The sequence below is a fragment of the Flavobacterium ardleyense genome (assembly GCF_042686085.1).
GTDB classification, from domain to species: domain Bacteria; phylum Bacteroidota; class Bacteroidia; order Flavobacteriales; family Flavobacteriaceae; genus Flavobacterium; species Flavobacterium ardleyense.
Genome location: NZ_JBHUOL010000006.1, coordinates 416,333 through 439,678, shown reverse-complemented (window position 1 = coordinate 439,678; position 23,346 = coordinate 416,333). Strand labels below are relative to the sequence as shown.

Genomic DNA, 23,346 nt, shown 5'->3' with positions numbered 1-23,346 from the left:
CGCTCGAGCGAGGTAGTGATGCTATGTAATTAATCCACATATAAACTATTAACCCGTTTGAGTACATCAAACGGGTTTTTTTATGCAAATTTGCGAAACTCCTAGGTGTACTCTTTTAAACAACTAAAAAATGAACACCTTAAAAATTGCTATTCAAAAATCAGGTCGGTTACACGATGAAAGTATTCAACTCTTAAAAGATTGCGGAATTTCTGTTTACAACGGAAATGACCAGTTAAAAGTTACAGCTTCCAATTTTCCTTTAGAAGTCTATTATTTACGAAATTCCGATATTCCTCAGTATTTGATTGATGGCGTTGTAGATATCGCGATTGTTGGCGATAATCTTTTAGTCGAAAAAGGACAAAATATTGTTGTTGCCGAAAGATTAGGCTTTTCAAAATGTAAGGTCTCGGTAGCCGTTCCAAAGAATTTTGAATATAATTCAATTCAAGATTTAAAAGGATTACGTGTTGCTACTTCTTATCCAAATACGGTTATTGATTACTTTTCTTCCCAAGGAATTTCAGTGGATATTCACCAAATTTCTGGTTCGGTTGAAATTGCTCCAAACATTGGTTTATCCGATGCCATTGTAGATATCGTTTCCAGTGGAAGCACGTTATTTAAAAACGGATTGAAAGAAGTAGAAGTAATTCTAAAAAGTGAAGCCGTTTTAGCAGTTTCTCCTCAAATTTCAGACGATGTAAACGCCTTAGTTGTCAAGCTTCAATTTAGAATTCAATCGGTATTACGTTCTAGAAAATCGAAATATATTTTAATGAATGTGCCCAATGATAAAATTCCAGAAATCAGTAGAATATTACCTGTTTTAAAAAGTCCAACAGTTATGCCGTTAGCAGAAGAAGGTTGGAGTAGTGTACATTCTGTAATTGACGAAGAGCAGTTTTGGGAAGTGATCGATCAATTAAAAGAGGCTGGAGCCGAAGGTATTTTGGTTTGTCCAATAGAAAAAATGGTATTATAAGTAATAATAAGAAATTTAAAATGAATAAAATATACAATCCACAACCCGAAACTTGGTCTACACTTTGCAAAAGACCAACGCAAACCTTCACCGATGTTGAAGAAACGGTAAAACAAATTTTCAAAGAAGTCCAAACTAAAGGCGATCAAGCCATCATCAAATACGCTTCTTTTTTCGATAATGTAAATTTGGAGGTTATTCAAGTATCTGCTGAAGAAATAGCTTCAGCTAAAAATGAGATTTCTACCGAATTGAAAGAAGCTATTCAACTGGCCAAATCAAATATCTACAACTTTCACCAAGCACAAAAAACGGAAAAAATAGAAATTGAAACTACAATTGGCGTAACTTGTTGGCAAGAAAAACGTGCGATTCAAAAAGTAGGTTTATATATTCCTGGTGGAACAGCTCCTTTATTTTCAACTGTTTTAATGTTGGCAGTTCCAGCTAAAATTGCAGGTTGCAAAGAAATTGTAATGTGTACGCCACCCGATAGAAACGGAAAAATTAATCCGGCCATTTTATACACGGCAGAATTATGTGGCGTGACTAAATTATATAAAGTTGGAGGAATTCAAGCCATTGCCGGAATGACATTTGGTACAGCGACAATTCCGAAAGTATATAAAATATTTGGACCAGGAAATCAATTCGTAACGATTGCTAAACAATTTGCTTCTCAAAACGGGGTTGCAATTGATATGCCAGCCGGACCAAGCGAACTGTTAGTTTACGCAGATGAAACGTCAAATCCAAAATTCGTTGCTTCTGATTTATTGAGTCAAGCCGAACACGGAAAAGATAGCCAAGTAATTTTGGTTACTACTAATAAAAATCTTTTAAATGACGTTGAAGAGGAAGTTTACAAACAACTAAAAGAACTGCCAAGACAAGAAATAGCTCAAGTTGCAATCAATAATTCGAAGTTAATTTATGTAGAAACAGAACAAATGGCTTTGGATTTAATTAACGAATATGGTCCAGAACATTTTATTGTTTGTTCTAAAAATGAAGATTTTTTTGTGGACAAGATTGAAAATGCAGGATCAGTTTTCATCGGAAACTATACACCAGAAAGTGCTGGAGATTATGCTTCGGGAACCAATCACACCTTGCCAACAAATGGTTATTCAAAAAGTTATAGCGGTGTAAACTTAGACAGTTTCCTAAAAGCAATGACTTTTCAGAAAATTACCCAAGAAGGCATACAAAATATTGGAAAAGCCATTGAGGTTATGGCAGAAGCTGAAGGTTTACAAGCCCACAAAAATGCAGTTACATTACGTTTAAATCAGAAATAATTATGACGAATTTTAATTTAGAAGCCATTACTCGGGCTAACGTAAAAAATATGAAACCTTATTCTTCGGCTAGAGATGAATTTGAGAATTTCACATTAAATATGATTTATTTAGACGCTAATGAAAATCCGTTTTCTAACGGAATGAATCGTTATCCAGATCCGCAACAAAAAGAATTGAAATTAATAATTTCAGACAAAAATAACGTTCCAAAAGAGTCTATTTTATTAGGTAATGGAAGTGACGAAGTCTTAGATTTAGTTTACAGAGCTTTTTGCGAACCGAATAAAGATAACATAATCACTTTACCGCCAACATACGGAATGTATAGCGTTTTAGCTTCCGTTAATGCGATAGAAAATCGTGAAGTACTATTAAATGAGGATTTTCAGCCTAATGTCGATGCGATTTTAAATGCTGTGGATGAAAATACGAAAATTATCTTTTTATGTTCGCCGAATAACCCAACAGGAAATTCATTTACAGATTCTTCTGTAATTAAAATCTTAAATAGTTTTAATGGATTAGTGGTTTTAGACGAAGCTTATATAGATTTTTCTGAAGATCAGAGTTGGTTGAGTGTGTTGAATGATTTTCCAAATCTAATAATCACACAAACGCTTTCAAAAGCTTACGCAATGGCTGGTTTACGCATTGGTATTTTGTATGCTTCCAAAGAAATTATTACGGTTTTGAACAAGATAAAACCACCTTATAATATTAATGGTCTTTCCCAAGATACGGCCGTAAAAAAGCTGTTACAAAGCACAATGCCAGCTCAGGTAAAAAAAATAATTTCAGAAAGAAAAAAATTGGTTGAACTGCTTGAAACTTGCGAATTTGTTGAGAAAATATATCCATCAGACGCCAATTTTATATTAATAAAAGTAGATGATGCTAATTTTCGATACAATCAATTTTTAGAAAATGGAGTAGTGGTTAGAAACCGAAGCAATCAGCCTTTGTGCGAAAACTGCCTTAGAATTAGCATCGGAACAAAAGAAGAGAACGAACAAGTATTTGAATTAATAAAATCCATAAACAATGTCCAAAAAAGTATTATTTATTGATAGAGACGGCACTTTAGTGTTAGAACCCGAAAATTATCAATTAGACAGTTTAACCAAATTAGAATTTTATCCGAAAGCTTTTCAATATATGAGTAAAATTGCTCAAGAATTAGATTTCGAATTGGTAATGATAACGAATCAAGATGGTTTAGGAACTTCAAGTTTTCCCGAAGATACTTTTTGGCCAACTCAAAATTTTATCTTGAAAGCTTTTGAAAATGAATCAGTTAAGTTCGATGAAATATTTATAGATCGAAGTTTCCCGGAAGATAATGCACCAACTCGAAAGCCAAGAACTGGAATGCTAACAAAATATTTGAATAATTCAGATTATGACTTGGCCAATTCTTATGTGATTGGCGACCGAATTACCGATGTAGAATTAGCAAAAAATTTAGGTTCGAAAGCTATTTTTATTAAAAACGAAGCTGACTTAGGTGGAAGTGAAATTGTTGCTTCGGTAGAAGAATTGCAAAACGTAATCGCTTTACAAACAACAGATTGGAAACAAATCTATGAGTTCTTAAAGTTAGACGAAAGAACAGCTTCAATCACAAGAAAAACGAATGAAACGGATATTTTCATACAATTGAATTTAGACGGAACAGGAAAAAGTAACATCGACACCGGAATTTCATTTTTTGATCATATGTTGGACCAAATTGCTCGTCACGGACAAATGGATTTAGACATTCAAGTCAAAGGCGATTTAGAAGTCGACGAACACCACACAATTGAAGACACGGCAATTGCACTTGGAGAAGTTTTCGCCACAGCTTTAGGAAACAAATTAGGAATTGAACGCTACGGATTTTGTTTACCAATGGACGATTGTTTAGCCCAGGTGGCAATTGATTTTGGTGGTAGAAATTGGTTGGTTTGGGAAACCGAATTCAAACGAGAAATGATTGGAAAAATGCCAACCGAGATGTTTTTTCACTTCTTCAAATCGTTTACAGACGGTGCAAAAGCCAATTTGAACATCAAATGTGAGGGATCAAACGAACACCACAAAATTGAAGCGATTTTTAAAGCCTTTGCAAAAGCTATAAAAGTTGCCGTAAAACGCGATACCGAAAAAATGATTTTACCATCCACAAAAGGAATGCTATAATGAAGATTGCGATTATAGATTACGGCGCTGGAAACATTCAAAGTATTCAATTTGCCTTAGAACGATTGGGTTTTGAAGGGATTTTGACGAACGATGTTGCGTTTATTCAATCGGCTGATAAAGTAATTTTTCCTGGTGTTGGCGAGGCGAGCAGTGCAATGAAAAAATTAAAAGCTTCAGGTTTAGCTGAAATCATTCCCAATTTAACACAACCTGTTTTAGGAATTTGCTTGGGAATGCAATTGATGTGCAATAGTTCGGAAGAAGGAAACACTAAAGGATTAGGGATTTTTGACGTCGATGTTCAACGCTTTTCTAATGCTGTAAAAGTGCCACAAATGGGTTGGAATAAAATCAATAATTTGAATTCCGACTTGTTTAAAAATACCAAAGAAAATGAGTATATGTATTTGGTTCACAGCTATTATGCACCAATATGTGCAGAAATGATCGCTTCCACCAATTACGAATTCGACTATGCAAGTGCTTTGCAAAAGAATAACTTTTACGGCGTTCAGTTTCATCCCGAAAAAAGTGGAAAAGCAGGCGAACAAATTATAAAAAACTTTTTAACACTATAATATAGATTACAACACAGATTTTAAAAATTTTAGAAATTTATCCAATCTGTGTTGCAAAAATTAAATTTGACATTGAAAATGAGAATCATCCCAGCCATAGATATAATTGACGGAAAATGTGTTCGCTTGTCGAAAGGCGATTACACTACCAAAAAAATATACAACGAAAATCCGCTTGAAGTTGCGAAATCTTTCGAAGACAGCGGAATCGAATATTTACATTTAGTAGATTTAGACGGAGCGAAATCGAGCCAGATTGTAAATTATAAAATATTAGAACAAATAGCTTCGAAAACCAAATTAAAAATCGATTTTGGTGGTGGATTAAAGTCGGATGCCGATTTAAAAATTGCGTTTGAAAGTGGTGCCAATCAGATTACAGGCGGAAGTATTGCAGTGAAAAATCCTGATGTTTTTAAAAACTGGATAGCAACTTTTGGTTCTAATAAAATCATATTAGGAGCTGATGCAAACAATAGAAAAATAGCGGTTTCAGGTTGGTTGGAAGAAAGTAACGAAGAAGTAATTCCGTTCATTCAAAACTATCAAAAAGAAGGAATTTCTTATGTTATTTGTACCGATATCGCAAAAGATGGAATGCTTGAAGGTCCGAGTTTTGACCTCTATAAAGATATTCTTTCAAGTTGTAAAAGTGTAAAACTAATTGCTTCTGGCGGAATTTCCACTTTTGATGAATTACCAAAATTAGCCGAATTAGGTTGCGAAGGTACAATCATCGGAAAAGCCATTTACGAAGGCCGAATTACTTTAAAACAATTAGAAAACTTCATTTTAAAACAATAATATGCTTACGAAAAGAATAATTCCTTGTTTAGATATCAAAAACGGAAGAACCGTAAAAGGTGTTAATTTTGTAGATTTGAAAGATGCAGGAGATCCAGTAGAATTGGCTAAAAAATATGCAGAAACAGGAGCGGACGAACTTGTGTTTTTAGATATTTCAGCAACAGAAGAACGCAGAAAAACCTTAGTTGATTTGGTTCGAAAAGTAGCACAAAACATTAATATTCCGTTTACCGTTGGTGGTGGAATTTCATCAATTGAAGATGTTGAAATCTTACTCAAAAATGGTGCAGATAAAGTTTCTATTAATTCATCAGCCGTAAAAAGACCGGAGCTAATCAACGAATTAGCAACAGCTTTTGGAAGTCAATGTGTTGTGGTTGCAATCGATGCTAAAAAGATCAATAACGATTGGATAGTCCATTTAGTTGGTGGAAAAGAAGCGACTACCTTAAACCTTTTCGATTGGGCAAAAGAAGTGGAACAAAGAGGAGCAGGCGAAATTTTATTTACTTCGATGGATAATGACGGTACAAAAAACGGCTTTGCAAATGAAGCTTTAGCAAAATTATCAGAATTGGTTAATATTCCAATCATTGCTTCGGGCGGTGCTGGAACAATGCAAGATTTCGCAGACACTTTCACAATAGGAAAAGCTGACGCAGCATTAGCAGCAAGCGTTTTTCATTTTCAAGAAATTGAAATTCCAGTTTTGAAACAGTTTTTAGAGGATAGAAAAATAGCAGTTAGATTATAAAAACAACTTAGTGACTTAGAGCCTTCGAGGCAAAAATAATATGAAAATAGACTTCACAAAAAACACAGACAACCTTATTCCAGCGATAATTCAAGACAATGAAACTAAAAATGTTTTGATGTTGGGTTACATGAATCAAGAAGCGATTGATAAAACTTTAGAAACAAAAAAAGTAACTTTTTTCAGTCGTTCTAAAAATAGATATTGGACAAAAGGCGAGGAGAGTGGCAACTTCTTAGAATTGATTTCCATCAAAAATGATTGCGACAATGATACGCTTTTAATTCAAGTAAATCCTGTTGGACCAACTTGCCACACAGGTTTAGATACGTGTTGGCAAGATGATAACAATCAAGAGTATGGATTTATTTCGAAATTGGAAAAAACAATAAAAGAACGCAAAGAAAATGCTGATGCCGAAACAAGTTATGTAGCTTCATTATTTGCTAAAGGAATCAATAAAATTGCTCAGAAAGTGGGCGAAGAAGCTGTTGAAGTTGTGATTGAAGCTAAAGATAATAATGATGATTTATTCTTATCTGAGAGTGCCGATTTATTATTTCACTATTTGATTTTACTACAAGCAAAAGGGTTTCAGTTGAATGATGTGGTAGAAGTTTTAAAAGGAAGGGAGAAGTAGATTAATTATAACATTAGATTTGAATTCGACTCTATAAAACTTAATGCTTGATCAAATTTATCTTGTGAATGTAAAGTGCTTAAATTCTGTTCGTTTAAATACAGAACAAAAAAGTTTTCTTCTACGTGAAAAGTTCTGTCAAAAATATGATGAGCTTGATAGTTATTACTACTAATAAATTTTTTGTGATTTAGGTGAGAATTTTTGTATAATTGGAAATGCTTAATTTTAATAATAATACCGAACAATGAGATTATTTTTATAACATTTTCATTATTGCAAATCAATCCTTTTTTACTAAATAATAGGAAAGTAAGAGTCAAACAAATTAACGATAGAGAAAATATTATAATTTTAGAGGTACTTTCTTCAGAAAAAAGGAAACCAAATAAAAGCAATGATAAAATTAGATTTAAAAAAAATACATTTTTAAACCTTTTAAAATCAAGAGCATTTTCTAAAATTAGCGTCATATATTTAATTTCAAATAACTAACAGTAGTTAAATTCCTCAAATATATCTAACTTTTCTTAAACTTTTGTATCTTTAAAATAAAAATGAGATTTCATACAAGAAAATGGATTAAACCCGAAGATTTAAATGCAAACGGAACTCTTTTTGGAGGTAAATTACTAGCGTGGATTGACGAAGAAGCTGCTTTATATGCGATTGTTCAATTAGAAAATGCTAAAGTTGTAACCAAATATATGAGTGAAATAAATTTTACAAGTGCTGCAAGACAAGGCGATATAGTTGAAATCGGTATCGATGTGGTTAAGTTTGGAAGATCTTCCTTAGTGCTGAAATGTGAAGTACGAAATATGATGACTCGTGCTACAATCATTACGATTGAAAATATTACCATGGTGAATTTAGGTGATGACGAAAAACCAAAAGCACACGGAAAAACTCAAATCGAATTTGTTGACGATCGCTTCAAAAAATAAAACTATGGTACAAAAGTCAGTGTTAGAATTTCTAAGTATTCTTCAAGAAAATAACAATCGTGAATGGTTTGCTGAAAATAAGAAAACCTTCGAAAACGAACAAAAAATTGCAAAGGAGTTTTTTACCGAAGTGGGAACAGCTTTAGGAAAAGTTGACAGTATTGAACGTACTCAGATTTTTAGAATTTACCGTGATGTGCGATTTTCTAAAAACAAATTACCTTATAAAAATCATTTTAGTGCCGGTTTTACGCGAACTAAACCTTTACTTCGTGGTGGTTATTATTTGCACATTGAACCTGGAGCAAGTTTTGTAGGCGGTGGTTTTTGGGAACCAAATCCTGCTGATTTATATCGAATAAGAAAGGAAATTGAATTGGATGATGAAGAAATCAGAACACTTATTGCCGATAAAACATTTCAAAATTATTTCCAAGAATTGAAAGGCGAGGAGTTGAAAACCGCTCCAAAAGGATTTGATAAAACGCATCCTGCTATTGATTTACTTCGTAAGAAGCAATATTTACTTACGCGTAATTTTTCGGATAAAGAAGTTTTAGCTCCACATTTTCAAGAGGAAGTATTGAAGACATTTGAAGCAATGCGACCATTTTTTGATTACATCAGTGAAGTGCTTAGCACCGATTTAAATGGCGAATCTATTTATTAAGAAATAACTTTTTTAAAGAATCTATATCCATAGTTTCAGATAGTTGTACGAAATATTTATTTTGCCACAACTGTGTTTTTTGGGCTTGCTTGCTGACTGTTAATTCCCAACTTGGATAAACCCTAAAACCGCGTTTTCCATCTTTTTTAGTCGAAGAAATAATTCCTTTTTTAATTAAAATGGATTTAGGAAATACGAATTGCCCAAAATCAGTTTCGGTAGAACAATTAATGACGAAGAAGTCGAAATCGTCATTTTCGTTGTAGGGTTCAATAGGTCCAAGTTCACTTCTTTTCCAAAAAGTAACAAATTGACCCAATTTTTTAGGAGTTTCTTTTGATTTTCGATAAATAACTTTGTTTCCGTTTAAAAGAAACGAACTAGCATTATATTCAATACTTTCGGGATCAAGAATTGTGTTTTTAATAGTGAATTCACAATTAGTATAGCACTCTTGTTCCAATAAACTTACTTCAGCAAATATCATAATATATTATTTTTCAATTAGTTGCATTTGACTTTTAAAACGTTCCGTCAATAAATTTGTCATTCTCTTATTGATATTAGAAGTGTTTTGACTGTATTCTTTATATTCAGCAATCGTAAAAAAACCGATAATCATTCCTTTTAAAGAATTGCTGAATTTTACGTCTTTTTGTAGTGCATTTTCAATATAAAGTTGTTTTTTAGACAACGATAATGTAAAAAATAAATCTTTTTGTGTTTTTGCATAATTTATAAAAACTTCCAAAAGTAAGTCGTTTTGAAGTTTTAAAATCGGACGTAAGATTTCATTTTGAAAGCGTTCTTCAACACTTGAATCTTCGTTAACTATTCCTAGTGCAGTTCCTCTAAGTTCTAAAATTGCTTCGTCTTTTGTTTTCATATCACTTATATTAATAGTTAAAGGTAGAAATAAAAAACCTCCAATTTCTTGAAGGTTTATAAATTATTTAGTTTAGGATTCGTAGTACTAATGATTTCAAAAACTTCTAAGTCAAAGTAAGGAATCGAAGCCATTGTATGATCCACAATGTCCGCCATAATATGTTCATAATTAGCCCATTGCTTGTCTTTTGAGAAACAATAGATTTCTAAAGGAATACCATTTTCAGTCGGTTGTAAATGCCTCACCATCATAATCATATCCTTATTAATTCCAGGATGTGAAACAATATATTGATTGATATATTTTCGAAATAAACCTAAATTAGTCAAATTTCTACCATTTACAATATTAGATTTATTGATGTTGTTTAAGGTATTAAATTTATCAATGTCAGCTTGTCTGTGTGTAATGTAAGATGTTAAATGATGGATTTCTTTATAGTGTTCAACTTCCTCTGGTGTAACAAATCTTACAGAATGTGCTTTGATTAAAATATGTCTTTTAATACGTCTTCCTCCAGACTTTGTCATTCCTCGCCAGTTCTTAAAACTATCTGAAATTAAACTATATGTGGGGATTGTTGTGGTTGTATTATCGAAATTTCGAACTTTCACAGTAGCTAAATTGATTTCAATTACATCACCATCGGCACCAAATTTATCCATTGTAATCCAGTCGCCAATTCGAACCATGTCGTTCACGGAAACCTGAATACTTGCTACAAATCCAAGTATAGTATCTTTAAAAATTAAGAAAATTAAGGCTGAAATTGCTCCAAAAGTAGTCAACAACGTCTTCATCGTCGTGTTAAACATAATTAGCACTAAAGCAGTAATTCCGAAGATCCACAAAATAATCATAATCACTTGAATGTAACTATCGATTGGTTTGTCGCTAAATCTAGGTTTGTTCTTTAAATAATCTTTTAATGAATTAAAAATACTTCGAATAATCCAAAGGAAAATTATAACTATATAAATTTTTACTCCTTTTTCAAAGAAATCTTCCCAGTATGTAAATTCGCTCAAAATAACTGGAACCGTTTTTGAAATAAAAATAAACGGAACCAAATGTGCAATGTATTTAGCTGTTTTATTGGCAATCAAAAAATCGTCAAAAGTGGATCTAGTTTGAGTCGCAACAATTGCTAAAATAACAATAAATATTTTTTTGAAAATAAAATCCAATAAAAAGGAAACCGCTATTAAAATAATAAGATTTACAATCAAATTTAGGTAAAGCGAAACATCGTTACTAAAATCTAAATGTTTGAATAGCTGGTATGCCCAATTGAATATTTTCAAATTTTATGCTTCTTTAGGTTGTAAGTACTTTTTATCGATATAAAAAGTGCCAAATGGAAATAACGATGCAATGCAAATGATTGCAAATTCTTTCATCGTCCATTTTTGTTGGCTTTTGTTCAAGATAGCAAAAATAATGTACAATACAAAAAGAATTCCGTGAGCCATACCTATGTTTTTCACATAAATAGGATCGTTAGCAATATATTTCATTGGCATTGCAAAAAAATATAAAGCAAGAGTAGAAATTCCTTCTAATAAAGCAATTGATCTAAAAGATTTCATCATGATAAAGCAGAATATATTATAAATCCATAAATTATAAAACGTCCAAAACGCAACAAAGCGAACAAGAAGAAATGTTTTCTTGAGAAATTAATCATTCCTGCTGCCAAACACGCAATAGCAAATGGCAAAGGTAATAATGCCCCAACAGCAATTAAGAAACCGCCCCATTTTTGCATGTTTATAATGTGTTTTGTCATTTTTCCATACAAATACTTATTCACAGAAGGAATAGCAGCGATCCCCATTCCCATAAAATATGCAATTACACCTCCTAAATAAGATAGGAAAGCTAAAATGGTTAAATAGAGTAGAGGAGTGTCCGTATTTTTTGTCCAAGCGATAAAAATATCGGGTGGAATTAATCCTAAGATTGTTTCAGAAGCTAAGAAAACAGTGAAAATAAAGAAATCACTAAAGTTTTTAGTAATATACATTAACCCTTCGTTCAGGTTAATTACCTGATAATTAACATAGAATAAAACAGCCACAATTATAGCGGTTGGAATAATAGCCTTACGAATACCTTCCCAAATGAAGGAATAAAAACCAGTATATTTATAGTACTGATGTAATAATTTATATTTAGGCTTTTTAGCTTTAGACATTATTATATATTTTACGCAAAACTAACATATTATATGACAATAATATGTTAATAAAAAATAAAAAATCGGCAGAAAAATCCTACCGATTAATTATAAATATTATGTAAAATAGAATGTATTAGAGCGCTAAAAAGGCCTTATTATATTCTTTTAAATCTAACAGATTATTTTTCTTACTTAAATCAGTAAACAATGTTAAGAAGTAGTTTAAACTTTCTAAATTATTCTCTTCAGAAATATTCGCTTCAACAACAGCATCTTTAGAGTCAACTGGCTCATCATCAGGAATTCCGATTAAAAAGGCATCGTTAGATTCTAAATGTTCGTACGCTAAACGCAATGCTTTTGTAACAACAGGATTGTTTAATTCTAAAGTGATTTCTCTTAACTTCTTTAAATCGGTTACTGCATCAGCAACAACTAATTTATCTTGTAATATCTCTTTTTGAATCTTTTCAATTAATTTAAGGGCTTGTTTGTTTTCCATGACTTATTTGATAATGGTACAAAACTAAACTTTCTGAGCTATAAATACAAACGTTTTTCAGTCTTATTTAGATATTATATAATTGAACTATAATATACATTATGTAAAATAGAATATTTAAGAATACAACTTTTGTAAACAAACCTTATTTCGTACCTTCGTATCAAATGTACTTTCTATGAAAAATTCTATAGCAGAACGTATTACCGATTTTCTAAAGCAATATCCTCCTTTTTCGAGTTTACAATATGCTGACTTATTAGAAATTGCTAAGAATTCTAAAGTTTTATATCTTGAAAAAAATCAGACTTTATTCAAAATAAATGATGTTACACACGGCTTTTTTTATGTAGTGAATTCGGGTGCAATTGGATTATCTGTAACGTCGGACAGCGATGATGTTTTAATTGATAAATGTGATGAAGGTGATATTTTAGGCTTGCGTCCGTTTTTTGCTAAGGATAATTATTTGATGACGGCAAAAGCTCGTGAAGAAAGTATCGTTTATGCGATTCCTATAGACATTTTTACACCTTATGTAGCATCAAATCCGCCTGTTTTGAGCTTCTTATTAGAAAGTTTTGCTTCAAACACTCGGAATCCTTACGATAAAAATAACAAGGGAAAATTAATTTCTGAAAATGTTATTTATAACGATCAAAATGCTGAAATTCAATACTATCAACCTATAAAATATACTGAAAATCCAGTCACGGCTTCTCCCTCTGATATAGTTCGATATGTCGCGCAAACGATGTCTAGCAGTCATATTGGAAGTATTATTATTCACGAAAACAGAAAACCAATTGGTATTGTAACGGATAAAGATTTGCGTTCCAAAATTGCTACTGGTTTATTCGGAATTGACGTTACGATTGATAAAATTATGTCTTCGCCAGTAATTACGGTTGCCGATAATTTGTCTTTGGCTGAAGCCCAAATTATGATGTTGAAAAACAATGTCACGCATTTATGTGTTACCAAAGATGGATCAAGAGATTCAGAAATTACGGGAATTCTTACCGAACACGATATTGTCGTCGCTCAAGCCAATAATCCAGGTGTTTTGCTGAAACAATGTAAAAGAGCAATGAAATCAGCTGATTTAAAAGAAGTTAGATTAAAGTTGTCCGATTTAATTCAGCATTCTTTGGATAAAAATGTGCCTATTCAACACATTACTTCGATTGTTGGTGAAATTAATTTAGCGATTACTACACGTGCGATTGAATTGGCGATTGAAAAAATAGGAACTCCTCCTCCAACCGAATTTGCTTGGATGAATATGGGAAGTCAAGGTCGAAAAGAGCAACTTTTAATGACGGATCAAGATAATGCGATTGTTTTTGAAGATGTTCCCGAAGAACAATACGATACGGTGAAACAATATTATATAGAATTAGCCGAAAAAGTTACCAAAACACTGAATAAAGTTGGCTATATTTATTGTCCAGCCGGAATGATGGCAAGTAATCCGTTGTGGTGTAAATCAGTTACGGATTGGCAAAATCAATTCAAAGGTTGGATTAATACGCCAGGCGAAAAAGGTATTTTACATTGCACGATTTTTTTCGATTATGATTTTGTTTATGGATCTGAAGCTTTGGTTGATGCAATTACCAAAACGATTCACGAAGAAACGAATGATAATCAGTTATTTTTCGCATATTTAGGTGCGGATGCGTTGAAGAATCCGCCACCATTGGGATTCTTTAGGCAATTTTTAGTTGAAAATGACGGCGAACATAAAGATACTTTTGATTTAAAAGCAAGAGCTTTGATGCCTTTGATTGATTCTGCTAGAATTTTAGCCTTAAGTAAAGGAATCAAAAATGTTTCGAATACACTTTCAAGATATGCGAAATTAGCCGAATTAGAACCTCAAAATGCTCCTATTTATGAAGCTTGTGCCGATGCTTTTTCCGAATTATTAAATTTTAGAACGGAAGAAGGTTTGCAAAATGATTCTGATGGTAGATATTTGAATTTAAACGAGTTATCTAAATTAGATAAACTAAAACTTAAGAATGATTTCCAACCGATTAATGATATTCAAGAAGTAATTAAAAATCGTTTCCAATTAACCTATTTTACATAATATGAAGTTGAATTGGTTTAATAAAATAGTAAAAGAAAATCCTAAATTTTGGGAAACCTATCTCGCCTACTTTGATGAAAATCAGAGCAAGGAGAAGCGTTACGTGGTTTTTGATTGTGAAACAACAGGATTAGATTATAAATCGGATCGAATTTTGTCGATTGGCGGTGTTGCCATTCAGCATAATGAAATAATTGTCAATGATTATTTAGAGGTTTTCCTGCAACAAGATGTTTTTAAAGCAGAAACAGTTCCTATTCACGGAATTTTAAGAGAAGGAAAAGAAGAGAAAATCGTAGAAGCTGAAGCGGTGATTCGATTTTTAGATTTCGTAAAACATGCAACAATAGTAGGACATCACGTTGATTTTGATATTGAAATGATCAATCAATGTTTAGCACGATTAGATTTGGGTAAACTGAAAAATCAATCAATGGATACGGATATTATGTACCAGAAATTGAAGTATTTACCTTATGAGCAACATATTTCTTTAGATGAATTATGCACTATTTATAAAGTTAAAAAGTCAGATCGCCATACTGCAAGTGGTGATGCTTTTATTACAGCCTTGTTGTTTTTGAAATTGAAGCGAAAACTAGAGATTTAAAGCATTAATTCAAAGCAATGATTTCTTTATATCTTCCGTGATGGCTTACGGATATTGGTTTATTTGAATTTAAAGTTATGGGTAAGCCTTTTTCATCTTTTTTATATTCGGAAGTATTTAGCTTTTCAATTCGTTGAAAATCGGCTTTATTTAAAACGACAATTGTTTTTATGAACTCGGAATTACTTGTGGTTTTTCCGTAAAATAAAGTTCCAAATAACTGAATAACAGATTCATTTTTAGCATTTATTTCTAATATTTGTATTTTGGTTGGATAAAAGCCTTCGTTATACTGAATTCTTTGGTAAGCTTTGTAAACGCTTTCTTTTATACTCCAAAGCGTCCAAACCATTTCTTCTTGATTTGTTGCTATTGCGATTAATTCTTGCTCAAATGATGTAAATAGTTTAGTTAGAAAGCCTTTGCGTTTCCAATTGCTTTCTTTTTTGGCGAGCACCAAATCTATTACATCGTTTCCAATCATTTTTCGGCTAATTTGGTTTGAATGATCGCAATTGTGTTTCCTAAATCTAACATTTTTTCCATTGAATCGTTGTCAATTTCAATTCCAAAGGCTTCTTCAACATCTAAAACAATATCTACTAAATTGGCCGAATTGATGTTCAAATCCGTGATAAAATGCGTTTTTTCGGTAATTGAATTAAAAGCTGTTTCGTCCTTTACAAACGGCTTAACGATGGGCTTCAATTTTTCTATAATTTCTTCTTTGTTCATATTTTTTTTATTTAAATCAGTGTGTAATATACACTTTACAATATACTTTTTTAATACTTTTTAAAGATAAGGCAACCATTTACATCACCAAACCCAAAACTCGCTTTTGCGACGATATTTAGTTCTTTTTGAATCATTTTTTGTGGAATTTTATCCTCTGAAATAATTGATTTTATTTCTTCATTCAAATCTTCGCAATTTATATTTGGAAATATAAAATCATTATAAATTTGAAGCACCGTTGCCACAGATTCCACACTTCCCGAACCTGATAAACAATGTCCAACCATTGATTTTAGCGAATTTATATACGGAAAATCAATTCCTGTTCGATTTAAAGCTTCGCTCCAATTTTTTATTTCTAAAGCGTCTTTTGAAGTCGCGGTTAAATGCCCGTTTATTGCATCAATTTCATTTGGATTTACGTTGGCATCTTTCAAAGCATCGGTAATACATTTTTGAACGGCCACCGAATTTGGAGCTGTCATTGTTCCTTCGCCACGTTGTCCGCCCGAATTTACATTTCCTCCTAAAATTTCGGCATATATTCGAGCTCCACGAGCTAAAGCCGATTCTAATTCTTCTAGTACCAACGCTCCTGCTCCACTACTTGGAACAAATCCGGAAGCGGTTGCACTCATAGACCGTGAGCCTTTTTCAGGTGAATTATTGTGTTTAAAAGTACAGACTTTCATCGCATCGAATCCACCCCAAATATACGGTCCAGAATCGCTCGTGCTTCCGACTAACATTCGTTTTGCTTTTCCTTGTTGGATGCGTTCAAAACCCATTAAAATGCTTTCAGTTCCTGTTGTACAAGCCGATGAATTGGTTGTAACTTGATTCCCTAAACCTAATTTTCCACCTAAATAAGCCGAAATTCCGCTGTTCATAGTTTGTGCAACTGCCGTACTTCCTAATCTTCTGGTTTCAAAAGCGTCAATTTTATAAATCGATTCCCTAAATTTCTCAATTCCCGAAGTTCCTGTTCCGAAAATCGTTCCAGTTTCCCAATCGGGATTTTCATTATTTTCAATTGCTAAGCCAGCGTCTTTCCATGCATCTAAACCCGCAATTACGCCATATAAAATTCCCGTTGAATTGAAATTTCGTAATTCTAAATCCGAAAAATACAGACTTTTTAGTTCTTCCGAAATTTGTGGCGTTCCCGAAATCTGACACGAAAATTTTAATCGTTCTAATTCCGCATCAAACTTAATGCCTGATATTCCGTTTTTTATGGCATTCGTAAACGCCTCAAGTCCTACTCCATTTGGAGCAACAATTCCTAAACCTGTTATAACGACTCTTTTTTTCATAAATCAATTGCAATTTCAAAATTCAATGTCAACGACAATTTCAAGAACAATTTCAAAAATAAAACATAAAAACTATTATTTATTATCAACATAAAACTTACAACGTATAACCTAGAACATACAAACTTTTTAAACAATCATTCCTGCTAAAATTCCTGAACAAACTTCTTCCCTTTTCTCGTTTAACATTTTGACTTTACATTTCAGTTTACCGAATCGGTAATATATTTTTTCAGAAATAACCGTTACTTTTTCATTTGGGTAAACAGGTTTCAAAAATTCCACTTCGGAAGATGTAAACCCTATATTTTGAATCTCTTTTCCTTCATTTAAATAAATTCCCAAACAAACTAGTCCAATTTGAGCCATGGTTTCCGTTAAAATAACGCCTGGCGTAATGGGATTATTCTTAAAATGGCCTTTATAAAAATCTAAATTTTCATCAAAGGTAAAGCTTCCTTCTACTCCATTTTCATTGACAACTAAAAGTTCGCCCACAAATAAAAAAGGTTTGGAATAAGGTAATTTCGATATTATTTCTTCTTTTGTCATTTTACCATTCTAATAAAACTCTTTGAGCTGTAAAACCAGGTCCAAAACTTAACATTACGCCTTTGTCTCCGGCTCTTGGTTGATTGGCCATTATTCGTTCTAAAACGTATAAAACCGTGGCACTCGACATATTTCCATACAAGCGAAGCACTTCTTTTGTATCATCAATATTTTTGCCTAAATCGGAAAATAAGCCTTCGACTAAATTAACGATTTTTTTTCCACCCGGATGGAATATTAAGTGATCGATATCTTCTATTTTTAACTGATTTCGCTCTAAAAATGGATGAATTATAGCCGGGAAATGTTCTTCGATCGTATCGGGAACTTCGATATCTAAAATCATCTTCAAACCATTATTAGTCAGTTCAAAACCCATCATATTTTCTTTATCGTAGAAATGATACATCGCTTCATCGACAATTGTGGGTCCAACTTCATCTTCATACGATGAAAGTAAAACACAAGCCGCTCCATCACCAAAAATCGCTGCACTCACTATGTTTGCCATCGAATAATCATCTAACTGAAAAGTAGCTGTTGGACTTTCGACCGCAATAACAACGGCTCTTTTATTCGGATTTGCCTTAAGAAAATTTTTAGCATAAATAATTCCAGAAACACCACCAACGCAACCCATTTCAGTAACGGGCAAACGCACGACATCCTGACGCAAATTCAATTTATTAATCAAATACGCGTCTAAAGACGGAATCATAATTCCAGTGCAACTTACCGTAATAATATAATCGATCGTTTCTGGTTTCCAATTAGCTTTATCCAAAGCTTTTCTAAGTACTTTTTCACCTAAAACAATCATTTCTCGTGCATAAATGGCGTTTCGCTGTTCAAAAGAATATAACGAAAAGACTTCCGCAGGATCCATTATAGAATAGCGTTTATCCACGTTTGCTCCTTCAAAAATCTTTTTGACTTTACGCTTAAATCGATCGTCTTGATTGGCTAACCAAATATCTAAAAAAGGCAAGATATCCTTGGTTTCTCGATAGAAATCGGGCAATTGAGTAGCAACATTTATTATTTTAACTGACATAAAATATAGATTTTCAGATATTCCGATTTTGGATATTTAGACTTTTTTAATAATCCATTGAAAACGAAAAGCCCATTTCCAGTGAATTGTATAATTTTTAAGTTGATTTCGTTCCGAAAAATCAATTAATTCTTGTTTTTTAAAACCTCTTAAAATGGAAATTAAACCATCTTCTCTCGACATTCTGTTTAATCTAAAGAAGAAACAAATTAATTGAAACGCTCGGTAAGCCACTATATTTCGATGCAAATCATTTATGACTATTCCTGTTCGCGCTTGCTTGTGAAATAATTGCAATAAGTAGTCTATTTGGTCATTTTTAAAATGATGTAATGTTAAGGTGCACAATACGATATCATAATTCAATTGACTGAAAGGTTCACTAAAAATATCTTCGCATTTATAGCTTATATTTGGATATTCTTTGGAAAGTCTGATGGCATAATCGATTGTAAAAGCATTTGCATCAATTCCGATTAGTTTGAAATTGTAGTTATTCTTTATTCCAAAATCAGCCAAAGCTCGCAACATATCACCATTTCCACAACCAACATCTACGATTGTAATTTCATCTTTTGTGTGAATTAACTTTTTGACTCCTTGTAAAGTTAATTTATTTCCTCCTAAAAACTGATTTATAGAAGCAATTTTATCCAAAGCATCACGAAGTTCCTCACCTTCTAGCGCGAAATCATCCATAAATTCCTCTTCTTCAGTTCTTTGTTTCGTGCTTATTGCCATTTTATAAATTGTTTTTTGAAGTTGTTTTTTTTGATGCCATTTATATCGGATTTCCGTGCGTTTTCTTAATAATAATCGGCAACAAAAACGGAAATACTAATAATAAATTCATTGTTACTTTAGACAGATACGGATTTAAGAGCAATTTGGATAAAAATTTTCCGAACTTTAATCTGTTTTTAAACGTTTTATTCCAGATTGAAGTATAACTGGCTTCTAAATTTACTCTCGAAATTTTATTATTTAGAAAATCACCTACTAATTCGCTTGCTATTTTAGCACTATGAATCGCCATTGCCATTCCGTTTCCACATAAAGGATGAATTAAACCTGCCGAATCGCCCAACATTAAAATGTGGTTTTCAATTTTTGGCTTGTCTTCAAATGAAATTTGGCTGATCGTTAGCGGATTGTCAAAAATCATTTTACTCTCTTTTAATATTTTTTCAAGATTTTTATTTTGATAAAGTACATTCTCTTGAAAATCAGTTATATTTTTATATTTCTTAAACGATTCAAATTGAACTAAATAGCAAATATTAATTGCATTATTTTCAACTTTAGAAACACCACAATAACCTCCTTTGAAATTATGCAAACCAACAATATCATTGGGAAAATCACCTGAATAATGTGCTTTTACACCCAACCAAGGCGATTTCTGTTGGATGAATTTTCGCTTCAATTCTATATCTAAATTAGACCGTTTACCGAAAGCACCTAAAACAACTTTTGATTGAAATATTTGATCTGTTTGAGTCGTAATAGTGAAATTATCTTCTAAATAATCGATAGTTTGTACATTATCGACAATAATTTTACCTCCTAAATCTAGCACTTTTTTTGATAAATAATAATCTAACCTATAGCGACTTACACCAAATCCACCCAAAGGCAATTTTGCTTTAATTGTCTTTCCAGAATGCGTTGATAACTCTGTTTTAAAAATATGTGTTGGTTGAAGTGAATCGATATTTAAACCTAAATTTTCTAAATACGGTAGAACTTCGTTGGATATGAATTCGCCGCAAACTTTATGCTTTGGATATTCATTTTTTTCAAATACAACAACTTTAAAATTTCTATTAAGTAAATCTATAGCAGCTGTTAATCCTGCTAAACCGCCACCAATTATAGAAACTTCGTTACTTGCATTCATTTTACTAAAGTATGAATTTTTATGCGAAAACATATCAAACAATTTTTATTAACACATGTTTAATAAAAAAAAACTGCTCCATTTCTGAAGCAGTTTTAAATTTAAGTGTTTTTTGAGAGTTATTTTGGATCTAAAATAACGTTGATTCTAGACAAACAATCTTCTAAATGATATTTGTTTTCGGTTGAACTTTGCAAACCTTTCTTACCTATAATAATCTTTTTAAGCACATTTAATTCGCCTCTAACTAAAGCTCTCACATCAGATTGCGATGCATTATAACTTTCTATAGAGTTCGAATTTTTAAACTCTTCTTTCATTAAAAACTCCATTCGTTCAATATAAGCTCTCTGTAAATTTCTTCTGTAAATTGTTATATCTTGATTGGTAGTAAGTTCACTCCATATTCCCGCTCTAAGTTCTTGTAAGAATGCAACTGGTTTATAACTATTTTGATCAATAACTGTTGCATTTTGAAGCCTTCCTAATGTTTCTAAACTTAAAATTTTATTCAAAACACGAACTTGTAATCCTCTAAATTTTTCAATATATCCTGTATAAGCTGTGTTTTTTAATATAGCAGTATTTACTAACCAAGTTGGACTATTGAAAGCATTTTCTTGCATCCACTTTAGAGCTTCTTGCTGTGTTAGTTTAGGTACATTGCTATAAATATCCCCTGTTTGATTTGGCTTTTTATAAGTTTCATAAACGCCGCCAATATTCGTAGAGACGTGACCCACATATCGGTTCCAGCATCCTAATAATTCATCATATAATTCTTCTACATCTTCATAATTATTTGTTTTTGCACTTGTCCAATTTTCTAAGTTTTCAGAAACAAACTTTAGATTCTTTAAAGCGTAAGTACTGGCTTTCATAGCATCATTTCCAATATCTTCCGTTTGTGAACTAGGATCAAAACTACTTCCTTGGTTTCCAAATTTATAAATGATATCGTTCGATTTTTCTTCAATCCACTGGTCTAGAATTTTAACCTCACTTTCTGGAGTATTTGCATTTGGAATTTTTCTGTAACCCCAATTTGCAGCATAATAATCATAAGGTCCCATTTGACGAATAAAACGAACATCTTTATCGCCAGGTTGAGCAATGTAATTGAAACGCGCGTAATCCATTATACTAGATGAAATACCCATTTTCTTAGTAAAAGCAGGTTTTCTATAATTCTCCACATCATAAGCACAACTTGCGCCCATATTATGTGGAAAACCTAATGCGTGTCCAACTTCATGAGCAATTACCATTTGCATCATTTCCCCCATATCTTCGTCAGAAGTATCTAAAGTTCTTGCATTTTCATTCGCAGCACCCGTTTCTAATAAATATCTATTTCTGTAGGAACGCAAATGATTGTGGTACCAAATAATATCACTTTCAATAATTTCACCTGTTCTTGGATCTGAAACACTTGGTCCAACTGCGTTTCGCGTAGTACTCGCAACATAGCGAATTACAGAATAACGAATATCTTCTGGACTAAAATCTGGATCTTCTTCCTTTGATGGCGCATCTTTACAAATAATTGCATTTTTAAAACCAGCGCCTTCAAACGGCTTTTGCCACTCTTCTACTCCTGCTTTGATGTATTTTCTTAACTTTTCCGGCGTGGCAGGATCTAAATAATAAACAATTGGTTTGATCGGTTCTACTAATTCACCTCTATTATAAGCTTCAACATCTTTTGGTTCTAAACGCCATTTTCTGATGAATGTTTTCTTATCTGACTTTAAAGCTTCGCTAGAATAATCATATTGATTTACTGTAAACCATCCAACGCGTTTGTCAAAAAGTCGTGGTTGCATAGGTTCTTCCGGAAGTAAAATCATCGATTGATTCATCTGCAAGCTAATCGTTTCTGTATTTTGTAAAACAGAAGGATTTGAAGCGATATAAGTGAAATCTTGAATTACTTCAATATTTAATGGAAATGATTTTACCGAAGTAATAAAACTTCTCGAATCATCTAAACTTTTTACTTTATAAGATTCTCGCATTTGCGTTGTTAAGCCACTCAGAGCTTTAACATCTGACGAATAAAATTTTGTTACATCGATTACAATTGCAGAAGAATCTTTGGCAAAAGCAACGATATCAAATGCATATAAAGTAGGTTCGTAATTATTGGCTTTTACGGAAATATTAATCGGCAAGCTGTCGTTAGCAATTGAAGCAAAAGATTTTACTTTTATTAAAACTTTATCTTGAAATCTTTCCCAAACAATCAGTTGTTCGTTTGCTGAAGAACCCGCATTTACATAACCACCGCCGAGCCCAGAAGGAAGTTTTGATATTCTACTTACCAATAACATTTCTTTATTTAAAAGTATATTTGGGATTTCGAAATAATATTTATTATCTACTTTATGACTTTTAAATAAACCATCATCTGAAACTGCTTGTTTTGTTATTACTTGATTGTAATCCTTAATTTTAACGTCTTTTTTCTTTTCAGCTTGTAATTTAAGTAATTGCTCTTTCTCAGCTAGCTCTTTTTTCTTTCTTTTAGATTGTGAATAAGTGTTGTTTACTTGCAAAAACATAGTCACAATAAATAGGAATGTAATTTTTCTCATATTTAGTTTTTTGGGAAACCAAATATAACAAAATCA

The 23,346-nt window shown here is 32.3% G+C and carries 27 protein-coding genes; 12 read left to right on the top strand and 15 right to left on the bottom strand.

From position 1 onward, the window contains the following. The first annotated feature begins 130 nt into the window (after nucleotides 1-130). From hisG to hisIE, 8 genes are all read left to right on the top strand, one after another. Nucleotides 131-988 carry an ATP phosphoribosyltransferase gene (gene hisG, locus ACFSX9_RS03690; protein WP_379804561.1) on the top strand — a complete coding sequence of 286 codons (858 nt, stop codon included), beginning with the start codon at nucleotides 131-133 and terminating at the stop codon, nucleotides 986-988. Nucleotides 989-1,008: 20 nt separating this feature from the next. Continuing rightward, nucleotides 1,009-2,289, top strand: coding sequence for a histidinol dehydrogenase (gene hisD, locus ACFSX9_RS03685; protein ID WP_379804559.1), 1,281 nt, complete (start codon nucleotides 1,009-1,011; stop codon nucleotides 2,287-2,289). Nucleotides 2,290-2,291: 2 nt separating this feature from the next. Beyond that, nucleotides 2,292-3,359, top strand: a complete 1,068-nt coding sequence (hisC, locus tag ACFSX9_RS03680; RefSeq protein WP_379804557.1) for a histidinol-phosphate transaminase — start codon at nucleotides 2,292-2,294, stop codon at nucleotides 3,357-3,359. After that, nucleotides 3,334-4,473: a bifunctional histidinol-phosphatase/imidazoleglycerol-phosphate dehydratase HisB gene (gene hisB, locus ACFSX9_RS03675; RefSeq protein ID WP_379804555.1), complete on the top strand. Its 1,140-nt coding sequence runs from the start codon at nucleotides 3,334-3,336 to the stop codon at nucleotides 4,471-4,473. Before hisC ends, hisB begins: the two co-directional genes overlap by 26 nt. Continuing rightward, nucleotides 4,473-5,054 (top strand): imidazole glycerol phosphate synthase subunit HisH, encoded by a 582-nt coding sequence (gene hisH / locus ACFSX9_RS03670; RefSeq protein ID WP_379804552.1) that lies wholly within the window; start codon nucleotides 4,473-4,475, stop codon nucleotides 5,052-5,054. The genes hisB and hisH overlap by 1 nt, the downstream gene beginning before the upstream one ends. 78 nt (nucleotides 5,055-5,132) lie before the next feature. Beyond that, nucleotides 5,133-5,858, top strand: a complete 726-nt coding sequence (gene hisA / locus ACFSX9_RS03665) for a 1-(5-phosphoribosyl)-5-[(5-phosphoribosylamino)methylideneamino]imidazole-4-carboxamide isomerase (RefSeq protein ID WP_379804550.1) — start codon at nucleotides 5,133-5,135, stop codon at nucleotides 5,856-5,858. 1 nt (nucleotide 5,859) lies between these two features. Next, on the top strand, nucleotides 5,860-6,615 hold the full coding sequence (gene hisF / locus ACFSX9_RS03660; RefSeq protein WP_379804547.1) for an imidazole glycerol phosphate synthase subunit HisF: 756 nt from the start codon (nucleotides 5,860-5,862) through the stop codon (nucleotides 6,613-6,615). 40 nt (nucleotides 6,616-6,655) lie between these two features. Continuing rightward, on the top strand, nucleotides 6,656-7,255 hold the full coding sequence (gene hisIE, locus ACFSX9_RS03655; protein WP_379804544.1) for a bifunctional phosphoribosyl-AMP cyclohydrolase/phosphoribosyl-ATP diphosphatase HisIE: 600 nt from the start codon (nucleotides 6,656-6,658) through the stop codon (nucleotides 7,253-7,255). 5 nt (nucleotides 7,256-7,260) lie between these two features. Here hisIE and ACFSX9_RS03650 read toward each other — a convergent pair whose 3' ends face one another. Continuing rightward, the gene (locus tag ACFSX9_RS03650; RefSeq protein ID WP_379804541.1) at nucleotides 7,261-7,728 is read right to left on the bottom strand and encodes a hypothetical protein; all 468 of its coding nucleotides are present in this window, start codon (nucleotides 7,726-7,728) and stop codon (nucleotides 7,261-7,263) included. Between the two features lie 84 nt (nucleotides 7,729-7,812). On the opposite strand from ACFSX9_RS03650, the gene ACFSX9_RS03645 reads away from it, so the two are divergent. Together ACFSX9_RS03645 and ACFSX9_RS03640 are read left to right on the top strand one after the other, a co-directional pair. Beyond that, nucleotides 7,813-8,202 (top strand): acyl-CoA thioesterase, encoded by a 390-nt coding sequence (locus ACFSX9_RS03645; protein ID WP_379804538.1) that lies wholly within the window; start codon nucleotides 7,813-7,815, stop codon nucleotides 8,200-8,202. Nucleotides 8,203-8,206: 4 nt separating this feature from the next. Further along, a complete protein-coding gene (locus tag ACFSX9_RS03640) occupies nucleotides 8,207-8,872 on the top strand; it encodes a DUF2461 domain-containing protein (protein ID WP_379804536.1) in 666 nt (221 codons plus the stop codon). Here ACFSX9_RS03640 and ACFSX9_RS03635 read toward each other — a convergent pair. The 6 genes from ACFSX9_RS03635 to ACFSX9_RS03610 form a co-directional block, all read right to left on the bottom strand. After that, nucleotides 8,862-9,359 (bottom strand): MepB family protein, encoded by a 498-nt coding sequence (locus ACFSX9_RS03635; protein ID WP_379804533.1) that lies wholly within the window; start codon nucleotides 9,357-9,359, stop codon nucleotides 8,862-8,864. The genes ACFSX9_RS03640 and ACFSX9_RS03635 overlap by 11 nt on opposite strands. A gap of 6 nt (nucleotides 9,360-9,365) precedes the next feature. Then, nucleotides 9,366-9,758: a glyoxalase gene (locus ACFSX9_RS03630; RefSeq protein WP_379804531.1), complete on the bottom strand. Its 393-nt coding sequence runs from the start codon at nucleotides 9,756-9,758 to the stop codon at nucleotides 9,366-9,368. A gap of 56 nt (nucleotides 9,759-9,814) precedes the next feature. Continuing rightward, complete coding sequence (locus tag ACFSX9_RS03625; RefSeq protein WP_379804528.1) at nucleotides 9,815-11,065, bottom strand: mechanosensitive ion channel family protein; 1,251 nt, start codon at nucleotides 11,063-11,065, stop codon at nucleotides 9,815-9,817. A 3-nt stretch (nucleotides 11,066-11,068) separates the two neighbouring features. Further along, nucleotides 11,069-11,353: a DUF3817 domain-containing protein gene (locus ACFSX9_RS03620; RefSeq protein ID WP_379804525.1), complete on the bottom strand. Its 285-nt coding sequence runs from the start codon at nucleotides 11,351-11,353 to the stop codon at nucleotides 11,069-11,071. After that, nucleotides 11,350-11,958 carry a YqaA family protein gene (locus tag ACFSX9_RS03615; RefSeq protein WP_379804522.1) on the bottom strand — a complete coding sequence of 203 codons (609 nt, stop codon included), beginning with the start codon at nucleotides 11,956-11,958 and terminating at the stop codon, nucleotides 11,350-11,352. Before ACFSX9_RS03615 ends, ACFSX9_RS03620 begins: the two co-directional genes overlap by 4 nt. 118 nt (nucleotides 11,959-12,076) lie before the next feature. Beyond that, the gene (locus ACFSX9_RS03610; RefSeq protein WP_379804519.1) at nucleotides 12,077-12,445 is read right to left on the bottom strand and encodes a hypothetical protein; all 369 of its coding nucleotides are present in this window, start codon (nucleotides 12,443-12,445) and stop codon (nucleotides 12,077-12,079) included. Nucleotides 12,446-12,623: 178 nt separating this feature from the next. Between ACFSX9_RS03610 and ACFSX9_RS03605 the strand changes: the two genes are divergently transcribed. Together ACFSX9_RS03605 and ACFSX9_RS03600 are read left to right on the top strand one after the other, a co-directional pair. After that, a complete protein-coding gene (locus tag ACFSX9_RS03605; protein ID WP_379804516.1) occupies nucleotides 12,624-14,543 on the top strand; it encodes a DUF294 nucleotidyltransferase-like domain-containing protein in 1,920 nt (639 codons plus the stop codon). 1 nt (nucleotide 14,544) lies between these two features. Further along, nucleotides 14,545-15,153 carry a 3'-5' exonuclease gene (locus ACFSX9_RS03600; protein WP_379804513.1) on the top strand — a complete coding sequence of 203 codons (609 nt, stop codon included), beginning with the start codon at nucleotides 14,545-14,547 and terminating at the stop codon, nucleotides 15,151-15,153. Between the two features lie 4 nt (nucleotides 15,154-15,157). Here the strand turns inward: ACFSX9_RS03600 and ACFSX9_RS03595 are convergent, their stop codons facing one another. From ACFSX9_RS03595 to ACFSX9_RS03560, 8 genes are all read right to left on the bottom strand, one after another. After that, complete coding sequence (locus ACFSX9_RS03595) at nucleotides 15,158-15,637, bottom strand: 4'-phosphopantetheinyl transferase family protein (RefSeq protein WP_379804510.1); 480 nt, start codon at nucleotides 15,635-15,637, stop codon at nucleotides 15,158-15,160. Continuing rightward, on the bottom strand, nucleotides 15,634-15,888 hold the full coding sequence (locus tag ACFSX9_RS03590) for an acyl carrier protein (protein ID WP_379804507.1): 255 nt from the start codon (nucleotides 15,886-15,888) through the stop codon (nucleotides 15,634-15,636). Before ACFSX9_RS03590 ends, ACFSX9_RS03595 begins: the two co-directional genes overlap by 4 nt. A gap of 50 nt (nucleotides 15,889-15,938) precedes the next feature. Further along, a complete protein-coding gene (locus ACFSX9_RS03585; RefSeq protein ID WP_379804505.1) occupies nucleotides 15,939-17,207 on the bottom strand; it encodes a beta-ketoacyl-[acyl-carrier-protein] synthase family protein in 1,269 nt (422 codons plus the stop codon). A gap of 129 nt (nucleotides 17,208-17,336) precedes the next feature. Continuing rightward, nucleotides 17,337-17,759, bottom strand: coding sequence for a 3-hydroxyacyl-ACP dehydratase FabZ family protein (locus ACFSX9_RS03580; protein ID WP_379804502.1), 423 nt, complete (start codon nucleotides 17,757-17,759; stop codon nucleotides 17,337-17,339). 1 nt (nucleotide 17,760) lies between these two features. Then, the gene (locus tag ACFSX9_RS03575; protein ID WP_379804499.1) at nucleotides 17,761-18,813 is read right to left on the bottom strand and encodes a type III polyketide synthase; all 1,053 of its coding nucleotides are present in this window, start codon (nucleotides 18,811-18,813) and stop codon (nucleotides 17,761-17,763) included. A gap of 36 nt (nucleotides 18,814-18,849) precedes the next feature. Next, entirely contained in the window at nucleotides 18,850-19,554 is a 705-nt protein-coding gene (locus ACFSX9_RS03570; protein WP_379804496.1) for a methyltransferase domain-containing protein, read from the bottom strand. A 40-nt stretch (nucleotides 19,555-19,594) separates the two neighbouring features. Further along, the gene (locus tag ACFSX9_RS03565; protein WP_379804493.1) at nucleotides 19,595-20,746 is read right to left on the bottom strand and encodes an NAD(P)/FAD-dependent oxidoreductase; all 1,152 of its coding nucleotides are present in this window, start codon (nucleotides 20,744-20,746) and stop codon (nucleotides 19,595-19,597) included. Nucleotides 20,747-20,832: 86 nt separating this feature from the next. Then, on the bottom strand, nucleotides 20,833-23,310 hold the full coding sequence (locus ACFSX9_RS03560) for a zinc-dependent metalloprotease (RefSeq protein ID WP_379804491.1): 2,478 nt from the start codon (nucleotides 23,308-23,310) through the stop codon (nucleotides 20,833-20,835). Nucleotides 23,311-23,346: the final 36 nt, after the last annotated feature.

What these genes read in the sequence shown, in the direction of transcription:
- ACFSX9_RS03585 (WP_379804505.1), bottom strand. Translation starts at nt 17,207, where the DNA reads ATGAAAAAAAGAGTCGTTATAACAGGTTTAGGAATTGTTGCTCCAAAT.
- hisB (WP_379804555.1), top strand. Translation starts at nt 3,334, where the DNA reads ATGTCCAAAAAAGTATTATTTATTGATAGAGACGGCACTTTAGTGTTA.
- hisH (WP_379804552.1), top strand. Translation starts at nt 4,473, where the DNA reads ATGAAGATTGCGATTATAGATTACGGCGCTGGAAACATTCAAAGTATT.
- ACFSX9_RS03575 (WP_379804499.1), bottom strand. Translation starts at nt 18,813, where the DNA reads ATGTCAGTTAAAATAATAAATGTTGCTACTCAATTGCCCGATTTCTAT.
- ACFSX9_RS03630 (WP_379804531.1), bottom strand. Translation starts at nt 9,758, where the DNA reads ATGAAAACAAAAGACGAAGCAATTTTAGAACTTAGAGGAACTGCACTA.
- ACFSX9_RS03650 (WP_379804541.1), bottom strand. Translation starts at nt 7,728, where the DNA reads ATGACGCTAATTTTAGAAAATGCTCTTGATTTTAAAAGGTTTAAAAAT.
- ACFSX9_RS03600 (WP_379804513.1), top strand. Translation starts at nt 14,545, where the DNA reads ATGAAGTTGAATTGGTTTAATAAAATAGTAAAAGAAAATCCTAAATTT.
- ACFSX9_RS03605 (WP_379804516.1), top strand. Translation starts at nt 12,624, where the DNA reads ATGAAAAATTCTATAGCAGAACGTATTACCGATTTTCTAAAGCAATAT.
- ACFSX9_RS03580 (WP_379804502.1), bottom strand. Translation starts at nt 17,759, where the DNA reads ATGACAAAAGAAGAAATAATATCGAAATTACCTTATTCCAAACCTTTT.
- ACFSX9_RS03610 (WP_379804519.1), bottom strand. Translation starts at nt 12,445, where the DNA reads ATGGAAAACAAACAAGCCCTTAAATTAATTGAAAAGATTCAAAAAGAG.
- hisC (WP_379804557.1), top strand. Translation starts at nt 2,292, where the DNA reads ATGACGAATTTTAATTTAGAAGCCATTACTCGGGCTAACGTAAAAAAT.
- ACFSX9_RS03645 (WP_379804538.1), top strand. Translation starts at nt 7,813, where the DNA reads ATGAGATTTCATACAAGAAAATGGATTAAACCCGAAGATTTAAATGCA.
- ACFSX9_RS03590 (WP_379804507.1), bottom strand. Translation starts at nt 15,888, where the DNA reads ATGAACAAAGAAGAAATTATAGAAAAATTGAAGCCCATCGTTAAGCCG.
- ACFSX9_RS03640 (WP_379804536.1), top strand. Translation starts at nt 8,207, where the DNA reads ATGGTACAAAAGTCAGTGTTAGAATTTCTAAGTATTCTTCAAGAAAAT.
- ACFSX9_RS03595 (WP_379804510.1), bottom strand. Translation starts at nt 15,637, where the DNA reads ATGATTGGAAACGATGTAATAGATTTGGTGCTCGCCAAAAAAGAAAGC.
- ACFSX9_RS03565 (WP_379804493.1), bottom strand. Translation starts at nt 20,746, where the DNA reads ATGTTTTCGCATAAAAATTCATACTTTAGTAAAATGAATGCAAGTAAC.
- ACFSX9_RS03635 (WP_379804533.1), bottom strand. Translation starts at nt 9,359, where the DNA reads ATGATATTTGCTGAAGTAAGTTTATTGGAACAAGAGTGCTATACTAAT.
- ACFSX9_RS03620 (WP_379804525.1), bottom strand. Translation starts at nt 11,353, where the DNA reads ATGATGAAATCTTTTAGATCAATTGCTTTATTAGAAGGAATTTCTACT.
- ACFSX9_RS03560 (WP_379804491.1), bottom strand. Translation starts at nt 23,310, where the DNA reads ATGAGAAAAATTACATTCCTATTTATTGTGACTATGTTTTTGCAAGTA.
- hisF (WP_379804547.1), top strand. Translation starts at nt 5,860, where the DNA reads ATGCTTACGAAAAGAATAATTCCTTGTTTAGATATCAAAAACGGAAGA.
- ACFSX9_RS03570 (WP_379804496.1), bottom strand. Translation starts at nt 19,554, where the DNA reads ATGGCAATAAGCACGAAACAAAGAACTGAAGAAGAGGAATTTATGGAT.
- hisIE (WP_379804544.1), top strand. Translation starts at nt 6,656, where the DNA reads ATGAAAATAGACTTCACAAAAAACACAGACAACCTTATTCCAGCGATA.
- ACFSX9_RS03615 (WP_379804522.1), bottom strand. Translation starts at nt 11,958, where the DNA reads ATGTCTAAAGCTAAAAAGCCTAAATATAAATTATTACATCAGTACTAT.
- hisA (WP_379804550.1), top strand. Translation starts at nt 5,133, where the DNA reads ATGAGAATCATCCCAGCCATAGATATAATTGACGGAAAATGTGTTCGC.
- hisG (WP_379804561.1), top strand. Translation starts at nt 131, where the DNA reads ATGAACACCTTAAAAATTGCTATTCAAAAATCAGGTCGGTTACACGAT.
- hisD (WP_379804559.1), top strand. Translation starts at nt 1,009, where the DNA reads ATGAATAAAATATACAATCCACAACCCGAAACTTGGTCTACACTTTGC.